General features: G+C 64.9%; 10 protein-coding genes. 8 read left to right on the plus strand and 2 right to left on the minus strand.

What is annotated here, in order from left to right; all coding sequences use genetic code 11:
• Positions 1-31 precede the first annotated feature (31 nt).
• A complete protein-coding gene (locus ACMZ6R_RS00525; protein ID WP_416108688.1) occupies positions 32-1,678 on the minus strand; it encodes a glutamate synthase-related protein in 1,647 nt (548 codons plus the stop codon).
• A 341-nt stretch (positions 1,679-2,019) separates the two neighbouring features.
• Here ACMZ6R_RS00525 and ACMZ6R_RS00530 point away from each other — a divergent pair, with 341 nt between their 5' ends.
• From ACMZ6R_RS00530 to ACMZ6R_RS00565, 8 genes are all read left to right on the plus strand, one after another.
• Positions 2,020-2,478 carry a hypothetical protein gene (locus tag ACMZ6R_RS00530; RefSeq protein WP_416108689.1) on the plus strand — a complete coding sequence of 153 codons (459 nt, stop codon included), beginning with the start codon at positions 2,020-2,022 and terminating at the stop codon, positions 2,476-2,478.
• Complete coding sequence (locus tag ACMZ6R_RS00535) at positions 2,475-2,651, plus strand: hypothetical protein (RefSeq protein ID WP_416108691.1); 177 nt, start codon at positions 2,475-2,477, stop codon at positions 2,649-2,651. Before ACMZ6R_RS00530 ends, ACMZ6R_RS00535 begins: the two co-directional genes overlap by 4 nt.
• Before the next feature lie 290 nt (positions 2,652-2,941).
• On the plus strand, positions 2,942-3,229 hold the full coding sequence (locus tag ACMZ6R_RS00540) for a hypothetical protein (RefSeq protein ID WP_416108692.1): 288 nt from the start codon (positions 2,942-2,944) through the stop codon (positions 3,227-3,229).
• Between the two features lie 8 nt (positions 3,230-3,237).
• Positions 3,238-3,486 carry a hypothetical protein gene (locus ACMZ6R_RS00545; RefSeq protein ID WP_416108694.1) on the plus strand — a complete coding sequence of 83 codons (249 nt, stop codon included), beginning with the start codon at positions 3,238-3,240 and terminating at the stop codon, positions 3,484-3,486.
• Between the two features lie 93 nt (positions 3,487-3,579).
• A complete protein-coding gene (locus tag ACMZ6R_RS00550) occupies positions 3,580-3,753 on the plus strand; it encodes a hypothetical protein (RefSeq protein ID WP_416108695.1) in 174 nt (57 codons plus the stop codon).
• A gap of 725 nt (positions 3,754-4,478) precedes the next feature.
• Positions 4,479-5,567: an HlyD family secretion protein gene (locus ACMZ6R_RS00555; RefSeq protein ID WP_416108697.1), complete on the plus strand. Its 1,089-nt coding sequence runs from the start codon at positions 4,479-4,481 to the stop codon at positions 5,565-5,567.
• Positions 5,564-8,308 (plus strand): ribosome-associated ATPase/putative transporter RbbA, encoded by a 2,745-nt coding sequence (gene rbbA / locus ACMZ6R_RS00560; RefSeq protein WP_416108698.1) that lies wholly within the window; start codon positions 5,564-5,566, stop codon positions 8,306-8,308. Before ACMZ6R_RS00555 ends, rbbA begins: the two co-directional genes overlap by 4 nt.
• On the plus strand, positions 8,305-9,435 hold the full coding sequence (locus ACMZ6R_RS00565) for an ABC transporter permease (protein WP_416108700.1): 1,131 nt from the start codon (positions 8,305-8,307) through the stop codon (positions 9,433-9,435). Before rbbA ends, ACMZ6R_RS00565 begins: the two co-directional genes overlap by 4 nt.
• Positions 9,436-9,494: 59 nt before the next feature.
• Here ACMZ6R_RS00565 and ACMZ6R_RS00570 read toward each other — a convergent pair whose 3' ends face one another.
• Positions 9,495-10,259: a class I SAM-dependent methyltransferase gene (locus ACMZ6R_RS00570; protein WP_416108702.1), complete on the minus strand. Its 765-nt coding sequence runs from the start codon at positions 10,257-10,259 to the stop codon at positions 9,495-9,497.
• Positions 10,260-10,279: the final 20 nt, after the last annotated feature.

The raw sequence follows: 10,279 nt of genomic DNA on the forward strand, positions 1-10,279 counted from the left end.
GTCGTTTCCTGCCTGTACGCGCCGCCCCCTGTCAGGAGAGCAGAATGCGCCTGGCTATGGCGTCCTCGGCCTCCGCGACGTAGGCGAGGCCGGTTTCACGCTCGGTTTCCCGGTTCGCGGCCACGATATCCTCCCGGGAAACGGCCTGGACGGAGAACTTCCGCGCCCCGGCCAGAAGTTGTTGCAGCCCGGCCCCGAGCTTGTCCAGCAAGGTGAAGGTGGCCACGGCCCCGTAAGGGATGCGCTCCATCTCCGCCGCGCCGAGCAGGCTTTGCAGCGTGTGCCAGGTGGCGAAAAGCTGCTCGGGCGAAGTGCCAAGCGACGACACGGACTTCGGCAGGCTCTCCCAGTTGCCGTGCACGCGCTCCCGCCGTTCGGGATGCAGGGCCCCCTCGATGTTCGCGCCGAGAAACCCCGGGATCATGAGGGCCCTTCCCATGCAGACGAGCTTGGCGAACGGCGCGCCCAGGGCCAGCGCCTTGAACACGTGGTCCTCCCGGGCGAAGCCGCCGGCCAGGGACATGTCCGCCACCGGCTGTCCCGAGGCGGCGAGCAGGGCCGCGTATTCCCGAGCCTTGGCGTGGAGCAGGAGGGAAGGCACGCCCCAGGTCTCCATCATGTTCCAGGGGCTCATGCCCGTACCGCCGCCGGAACCGTCGATGGTGAGCAGATCGAGGCCGGCCAGCGAGGCATAACGGATGGCCATGGCCAGCGCCTCCATGCCGTAGGCGCCGGTCTTGAGCGAAATGCGCTCGAAACCCAGACGCCGCAGGTAGGCCACCCTTTCCAGGAAGCCCTCCCGCACCTGGCCCTCGCTTGCCGCATCCGTATAGCCCAGCCGGCTGTGGCGGGCAAATTCCCGGATGGCCCCGGCGGCATAAGCCCGCGTCACCTCGGGCAGCTCGGGATCGGGATCCACGAGGTAGCCGCGCTTTTTGAGGAATAGGGCGTAGTCGAGGTCCCGGACCTTGATTTCACCACCGATGTTCTTGGCCCCCTGCCCCCATTTGAGTTCGATGGTCACGTCCGGGCCGTATTTGTCGATAAGGTATTCGGCCACGCCGTTGCGGGCATCCTCGACGTTGAGCTGCACGATCATCGCCCCGTAGCCGTCCCGGTCCTGGTAGCGCCGGTAGACGTCGATGCGGCGATCCAGCTCCGGGGCGCGCCGGATGCGTCCATGCTCCAAAACGGCCTGCCGGTCGACGCCGACCACGTTTTCCCCGACCACGATGGGGATGCCGGCCAGGGCACAGCCCACGGCGAAACAGTCCCAATAATGCGCCGCGATGAAGGTCGAGCCCAGCGCGCCGGTCATGAGCGGAAGCTTGATCCTGGTCTTCCGGGTCCGGCCGAAGGTCGTTTCCAGACCGACATTGTGAAACAGGCAGTCGTCCGGCGAGGCGGTCAGGCCGGGCGCAAGGCCCCAGGCGCCGTAGAGCCGTCCCTGGATACGCAGCGTGTCATAAGAAATGCCGCCCGGGCAGGCATTGCCCGCGCCGGCCGTGACCTTGCCGAAATCCCGTGGGTACAGCATGGCTCGACCAGCCAGGCTCGACAGCCACGTCTCGCAGCGGCCGGCGCAATCTTCCCGGCACAAACTGCACAATCCCGATTCCACAGGGGTCCCGCGATTGGCGGTTCCCAGCACGTCATTGGTCTTTTGCCCGTGTTGCATGGTGCTCCTCGAAGGGTTGCCTGAGGCTCTGTCGTGAAAGAAGGCCATGGAAAAAGAAAACGGCCGCATCTCTAGCATGCCCCCCCTCCTGTCGGTCGATAGGGAGAAGGCGGTAAATTCCGGGAAGCGCTCCCAAAAAAACGGGAATATTTCCCGATAACGGACAGGTGAAAGCCCGATTTCAAAAAGCGTCGGCTGCGCTAAAGGTGCAAAAAAACGCCCGGACAAGCGGCGTCAACGAGGACCGGAAGATGGAAGCCACCCGACCATTGCAATCCCCCCCGCAGGATTTGAAAAACACACGGGAGCCCAGGGCTCCACGGCGGTTTATCCGGCAAGCCATGGCCAGATGCAGCGTCGCGGGGGGGCTGACGGCCGTTTCCGTTTCCTGCCTGGACGCCATGCGCTGGCACATCCGGCTGCCCCCAACGGACCAAGAAACCAGGAAGGAAATCTACATTTCGCCCGAGGACGGCGGTCTTTTCTACGTCACGACCGCAGGCGGCAACATGCATATCACCCTCTACAGCGACCTGGGCGAGGACTGCGTGCGCAACCTCGGCGATTGCCTCGTCAAAGCCCTGTGCGACGAGGCGCGCCGCATCGACATCTGGCTTGGCACGACCACGCGCATCGCCGCCGCGGCAGGCGGCATGTTCGAAAGCCTTGGCCGCACCCTGGGGGAAAAAGACCGGCGAACCGATGTCACGATTCATGGCCCCGATCAGGTTGCCCGGATGTTGACCAGGGCCTTTGGCCGAGGAGCATCGCGCGCCAACAAACGCGGAGGTCCGTCATGAATGTCTTCTTGTGGTTGCTCGTGCTGGCCATTCTTGCCTGTCTGCCGCGCCTTTTCGCCAGAACGGGGCGGCCGGCGCGCAGGCTTCTCCCCCGGGATTTCGACTTCGACGTGTACAAGACCAGGGAGCTCAATCTCCGGGGGCTCTTCGACAAAACGACCTGGACACGATGAGCGCGCGGCAACGACCTTCCGCGCCAGACACGCCACCGGCGAACCGGGGGCCCGCCCAGGCCGTGCCTGGCCGAGGAAGAATATGAGCCCGCTCACGGACACTCCGCCTCCCCGGCGCGCCCGGGCATGGGGTCCCCCGGGCAAAAGCCAAGGCCAAAGTCCGGGTCCCCGCCCTTGACGCCCTGGCGCAACGGTCGCCTCTCTGCTACGCTCAGGGCCTTGGTGCCCGGACGGTCGAGACGTACCGGGCGCAGCACGGCCCAACGCACCTTTGCAAGCAGGAAAGGCCTATGAAAACGTTTATCTTGCTGTTCGCATGTTTTCTTCTTTCGACAGGCGTTTCATTTGCGGAAAATACATCCCAGGATCCGCAGCAGGGCGATAACGCCGCGAAAACAACCGCCAATCAATCCGGATACAAATCTTCCCCCCGCCTCAACTACCACAGCAACAAATCGAACAATGATAACAAGAGCCTTGAAGGGCTCAAACCAATGTTAAATCAGGCTCTTGGGAACAATCAAAATGGTGCCGCAGGTGGGGCGCTCATGCCGACCACCGGAACGTACAGCTTTTAATGTGCCGCATGAAAAAGGAGAGCCCGAAGCGGGCCAGCCTGGCGGACATGAAGGTCGACGCGAAAGAGCTGTGCCTGGCCCGGCTGCGGTCCGTGCCACGGGAAAAGCGGGACGCTGTTGCCGACGCGATCCTGGCCCTTGCCGATCCTGAATGGTGGGAGCGGCGGCAAAAAGGCTCGGAAGTGTTTCTGCTCATCCTGGAGTCGCGCAAGGCCGCGACAATGAAAATCATCCAGGACGCGACCAAGGAGGCCTAACAGCCTGTCGCAAAAGTCCTTTTAGGCAGACAACCTTCCTGGCCCCTTCGCATCCGAGGATGACACGCGCCTTTTCCCCTGCTAGTAAAGAGCATGGAATGGATCTTTATCAGCCTTGCCGTGGGCCTTATCGCCCTGGTAGCCATCTTCGCCATAGCGGCCAACCGCCATGACGGTGCGACCGTCCCCGGGCATTTCGATTTCGACCGATACAAGCAAAACGAACTCTCCAAGCGGGGGCTCTTCGACAAGACGAAATGGCGCTGAGCGCCAGCCCCCTGGCCGCCGGCCGCGCCGGGTATAAATCCTTGGCCTCTTTTCGTGGCTTCCCCGGCACAGTAAAGGATTCTGTACGCCACGCCGGGCCGGCTCTCGCTGGCCAGCCACCGGCAAACATCCTAACACACTGAAAAATAAGCCGAAGACTGCCAAGGAAACCAATCATCATGTCTTGGCACGCTCCCTGCAATAGAGGAAATATCCTTCCTCTGAACAAACCATTTTAGAAAAAGGCTTTTTGGGTGGCTCCCAAAAGGCCTTTTTCATTTTGAGCTTGTCCCCGTCGCCGCTGATCGAGCGTTTCCGCGCCCATTGCGGGGTGGCCCCCCCCTTCGCCGCCAGCCGCGAGGATCACTAGGTGTCGCGGGAAGCATCCATCCGCCCTTCTTTGGCGGGTATAAAATACTGCACGCGGTCTCCCAGAGCGCAACCCCGTCGGCATCGACTCCACCGTATCGCGTCGCAGCCTGGGCCTGCCGGCGCGGACACGGCAACGAAAACGCCATCGCTTCGCGCAGGATGCGGTGGCGCGACAGGCGGGACTCCCAGGCCCATGGCGAGAAACCTTTCTTTTCCATCGGCCCAGGGTTCTTGAACATTGCTTCAGGATACGTAGTATAGTAACTTTCTCACAAGGCTCTCTGGCTGTCCCAGGGCATTGCCCTTGGAACGAAACGGGCAGCCTTACCGGGCGACGTCGACGGAGTATGCCCATGCCGCAAAAAAAGTCCCAACGTTGGCTCGTCTTTCTCCTGCTCCTGCTCCTCGCCGCCGGAGGCTTTTTCACTTGGTACAAACTCAAGCCCCGCGACCTCGGCGGGGCTTTTGCCGTGGGCAACGGACGCATCGAAGCCACGGAGGTGGATGTCGCCACAAAACTGGCCGGGCGTCTTACCGCCGTGACCGTGCGGGAAGGCGACGACGTCACGGTGGGGCAGGTACTGGCCAGAATCGACACCAAGGTCCTCGACGCCGACCTGCGCGAGGCCCAGGCGGCCACCCTGCAGGCCGCGCACAAAAAGGCCAGCGCCGCGGCCTCCGTTGCCCAGCGCCAAAACGAAATCGCCGCCGCCGAGGCCCTGGTGGCCCAGCGCGCAAGCCAGCTCCAACTGGCTGAAATCGAACTGCGCCGCACCAAGGTGCTGCATACCGGTGGCATCGTGGCCCGCGAAAAGCTCGACGTGGACCAGACCGCCCGGGAGACCAGCAATGCCCTGCTCGAGGCGGCCAAGGCCCAGGTTTTCGCCGCCACCTCCGCCCTGGAAGCCGCCGAGGCCGGCGTCGAGGAGGCCCAGGCGGCCATCGAGGCGGCCAGGGCCAGAGCCGAGACGATCCAGGCCGACATCGCGGACTGCACCCTGACCGCGCCCATCGACGGCCGGGTGCTCTACCGCCTGGCCGAACCCGGGGAAGTCCTCGGCGTAGGCGGGCAGGTCGTCACCCTGCTCGACCTCACCGACGTCTACATGACCCTTTTTCTGCCCACCTCCCAGGTGGGACGCACGGCCCTCGACGCCGAGGCGCGCATCGTGCTCGACGCCCGGCCGGATCTGTCCATCCCCGGGCGGGTGACCTTCGTCTCGCCCCAGGCCCAGTTCACGCCCAAGGCCGTGGAGACCCGCACCGAACGCGAGAAGCTGATGTTTCGCATCAAGATCAACATCCTGCCCGAGTTGCTGCGGCGCTACGCCAAGCTGGTGAAGACGGGCCTGCCCGGCGTGGCCTACGTGCGTCTCGATCCCGCGGCCCCCTGGCCGCGCGAGGTGCCGCCCGTGGTCGAAGTGAGGGAGCCCGCGCCATGACCCCGGCGGGCGCGGCCCGACTCACCGGCGTGGGACTGCGCTACGGCAAGGTCGTGGCCCTCGAGGCCGTGGACCTCGACATCCCGGCCGGGCGCATGATCGGGCTTATCGGCCCGGACGGGGTGGGCAAATCGAGCCTGCTCGCCCTGGTGTCCGGGGCGAGGCGCATCCAGCGGGGGACGGTTGCGGTCCTCGGCGGCGACATGGCCGACGCGAAGCACCGGGACGCGGTCTGCCCGCGCATCGCCTACATGCCCCAGGGGCTTGGCAAAAACCTGTACATGACCCTTTCCGTGCGCGAAAACGTGGACTTTTTCGCCCGGCTTTTCGGCCTGGGCCCGCGCGAACGCCGCCAACGCATCGACCGGTTGCTTGTAAGCACCGGCCTGGCCCCTTTCGGCGACCGGGCCGCCGGCAAGCTCTCCGGGGGCATGAAGCAAAAGCTCGGCCTGTGCTGCGCCCTGATCCACGACCCGGACCTGCTCCTGCTCGACGAACCGACCACCGGCGTGGACCCACTTTCCCGTCGCCAGTTCTGGCGGCTCATCGACGACATCCGCGCCGGCCGTCCGGGCATGAGCGTGCTGGTGGCCACGGCCTATATGGAAGAAGCCCAGGGCTTCGACTGGCTGGCGGCCATGGACGCCGGCCGTATCCTGGCCACGGGAACCCCGGCCGAGATGCTCACGCGCACCGGGGCCCCGGACCTGGACACGGCCTTTATCCGTCTGCTGCCCGAATCCAGGCGGCGCGGGCACAAGACGCTGGTGGTGCCGCCCCTTGCGCCGGGGGGGGACGAAGCGCCGGCCATCGTGGCCGAAGGGCTGACCATGCGCTTCGGGTCCTTTACCGCCGTGGACCACGTGAATTTCGAAATCCGCCGGGGCGAAATCTTCGGTTTTCTCGGCTCCAACGGCTGCGGCAAGACCACCACCATGAAGATGCTGACCGGCCTGTTGCCGCCGACCGAGGGCCGGGCGCTTCTTTTCGGCAAGGCGGTCGATACCCGGGACATGGCGACCCGCAAGCGCGTGGGCTACATGACCCAGTCCTTTTCCCTCTACGAAGAGCTGACCGTGCGCCACAACCTCACCCTGCACGCCCAACTCTTCCAGATGCCCCGGGACAAAATCCCGGCCCGCGTGGGCGAGATGCTCACGCGGTTCAACCTCACCGCCTACGCCGACGAGCTGCCCGAGCGCCTGCCGCTCGGCATCCGCCAGCGCCTGTCCCTGGCCGTGGCCGTGATCCACGGCCCGGAGATGCTGATTCTCGACGAGCCCACCTCGGGTGTGGACCCCGTGGCCCGGGACGGCTTCTGGGAACTGCTCGTCGATTTATCGCGCAACCAGGGCGTGACCATCTTCGTGTCCACCCACTTCATGAACGAGGGTGAGCGCTGCGACCGCATCTCGCTTATGCACGCGGGCAAGGTCCTGGCCAGCGACGCGCCGCGGGCCCTGGCCAGGCTTCGCGGCAAGGCCACCCTGGAAGAGGCTTTCATCGCCTATCTCGAAGAGGCCTCGGGCCCGGCCGCCCCCGGCTCCCCGGACAAGGCGGGCGCCGCTCCCCTGCCCCAACCGGAGCCGGAGAAAGCCGGACCGGCCCGCATCCCGGGATTGAGCCTCATGCGCCTTTCCGCCTACGCCGGCCGGGAACTTCGGGAAATCCTGCGCGACCCGGTGCGGCTTCTCATCTCGCTTCTGGGTTCGGTGATCCTGCTTGCCATCCTCGGCTATGGCATCACCTTCGATGTGGAAAACCTGCATTTCGCGGTCCTCGACCGGGACCAGTCGCCCGAGAGCCGGGACTACATCCGCAATTTCAGCGGCTCGCGCTATTTTAAGGAACTCCCTCCCCTGGCCGACACCATAGACATGGACCGCCGCATGGCCACGGGCGATCTGAGCGTGGCCTTGGAGATTCCCCCGGATTTCGGCCGGGACGTACGGCGCGGGCGCAAGGCGACCATCGGCGTCTGGGTGGACGGGGCCATGCCCTTTCGCGGCGAGACCATACGCGGCTACGTGGAGGGCGTGCACAGCCTGTATCTGGCAAACCTCGCCCGCCAAAGCGGCGCGGCGACCGTTCCGGCCCCGGCCGGCGTCCAGGTGCGCTACCGCTACAACCAGGATTTCAAGAGTCTCTACGCCATGGTCCCTGCCGTCATCCCGCTCCTTCTGGTCTTCATCCCGGCCATCATGACGGCCCTTGGCGTGGTGCGGGAAAAGGAGCTGGGCTCCATCGTCAACCTCTACGTCACGCCGGTGACCCGGGTGGAATTCCTGCTCGGCAAGCAACTGCCCTACGTGGTCGTCAGCATGGTCAGCTTTTTCGGCATGTGCGGCCTGGCCGTTTTCGCCTTCCATGTGCCCGTGAAGGGCAACTTCGCCGCCCTGACGCTCACTGGGCTGGTTTTCGTGATGGTGACCACGGGCATCGGCCTGCTGGTCTCGTCGTTTACCCGCACCCAGATCGCCGCCCTGGCCGTGGCCGCCATCACGACGCTTCTGGCCACCGTCACCTTTTCCGGGCTGACCACGCCGGTGGCGGCGCTGCAGGGACCGGGGGCCTTTATCGGCACCGTGTATCCGGCCACCTATTTCCTCAACATCAGCCGGGGTATTTTCACCAAGGCTTTGTCGCTGCGCGATCTTATGCCGGATTTCCTGGTCCTTTGCGCCTATGTGCCGGTCCTGACCGGCCTCAGCGTCTGGCTGCTCCCAAAGCAGGAGAAATGACCATGCGTCGCCTGCGAAACATATACCGCCTCGGCATCAAGGAACTGTGGGGGTTGTGGCACGACAAGGTGCTGCTGGTGGTCATCGTCTGGGTCTTTACCGGAGGCATTTACGTGGTGGCCCGGGCCACGTCCCAGGAGCTGCACAACGCGCCCATCGCCATTGTCGACGAGGACGATTCGTCGCTGTCCGTGCGCATCACCCAGTCCTTTTACGGCCCTTATTTCAAGACGCCGCGCCGCATCGCCCCCTACGAGATGGACCCGGCCCTGGACGCCGGGCGCTTCATCTTCGTGCTGGATATCCCGCCGGAATTCGAACACGACGTCCTGGCCGGCCGGCAACCGGACATCCAGGTCAACATCGACGCCACCATGATGTCGCAGGCCTATATCGGCGCAAGCTACATCCAGAACATCATCGAGGGCGCGGTGCGCGAATTCGTCCAGCGCCGGCGCGGCGCGGCGGCAACGCCGGTCGCGCTTGCCGTGCGGGTCAAGTTCAACCCCAATCTGACCAGCTCCTGGTTCGGCAGCGTGATGGAGATCATCAACAACATCACCTTGCTCTCCATCCTCCTGGCCGGCGCGGCGCTGGTGCGCGAACGCGAGCGCGGCACACTGGAGCATCTGCTGGTCATGCCCATCTCGGCTGTGGAGATCCTGGCGGCCAAGATCTGGTCCATGGGTTTCGTGGTGGTGACCGCCGTGGCCTTGTCCCTGGCCTTCGTCGTACGCGGGGCGCTTGGCGTGCCGCTGGCCGGATCGGTGCCGCTTTTCCTCGGCGGCGCGCTGCTCCAATTTTACGCCACGTCCTGCATCGGCGTCTTTCTCGGCACCATTGCCCGCAACATGCCGCAGCTCGGGCTGTCCATGATCCTGGTCATCCTGCCGCTCGAAATCCTGTCCGGCAGCATCAGCCCCCGGGAAAGCATGCCGGAACTGGTCCAGGACATCATGCAGATCGCGCCGACCACGCACTTCGTGAGTCTGGCCCAGGCGATCCTCTATCGCGGCGCGGGATTTTCGCTTATCTGGCCCAGCTTCGTCGCCATCGCCGCCATCGGCGCGGGCTTTTTCCTGCTGGCCCTGGCCCTTTTCCGCAGGAGTCTGGCCAAGGCGCGGTAAGGCGCGCTCCAAAGGAAACAATCGAGCGAAACGGGAGAGGAAAACGCCGCGAACGCGGCTCAGGCTTGCTTGGAACCGACGAGCACGGCCTTGTGCTCCTTGCGACCGGGCCGGTCCTCGGCCGTGATGGTCAGCCGGTAGTCGTACAAATGCGTTTGCGCCAGCCGCGCCAGTGACACCCGGGAGAAAAAGTGCAGGCACATGGGGTCGGCGCGGCCGCTGTCCCCCACGGGGAAGATGCAAAAGATCCGGCCGCCCGGGGCGAGCAGGCGCATCCACGAGGCGAACGCTGCCTGCGGGCACGGTTCGTATTGGAGCACGAAATAGACCAGCACCACGTCGAAGGCCCCGATCGGCGGCGCGCACCGGTCCACCGTGCCGGTGCGGATGTCCCGGCCAAAAGCCGCCCTCCCCCGTCGGGTCATGGTCTCGTTGATATCGCAACCGGCGACGGTGTGCCCCCGGCGACCAAGCGCGTCGATGAGCCGCCCCTCCAGACAGCCCACCTCGAACACGCGGCGCGGCGGCCCGGATCGAAACCCCGCTTCGGGAATGTACCACTCCAGCTCGTCGAATCGCCCGGCCAGCCAGCCTTCCCACTGGGCGTCGTCCTCCAGGGAAAAAATCCCCTGCCGGTTGTAATTGTCGGCAAAGTAGGACTCGCCCTGAAACCAGGCCCAAATCTCCTGGGCGGACGGCGGGTTCTGCACGAAGGCGTGGCCGCAGTCACGGCAGCGGGCTACGCGCCGCATGTGGGCGCTTATAGCCACGATATCGAATACGCCGCCGCAGATGGGGCACGCGTTGTGTGTGATGCCGCTCATGACCTGCCTGTCCTTTGCCA

The organism is Solidesulfovibrio sp. C21 (assembly GCF_047785625.1).
GTDB lineage: Bacteria > Desulfobacterota > Desulfovibrionia > Desulfovibrionales > Desulfovibrionaceae > Solidesulfovibrio.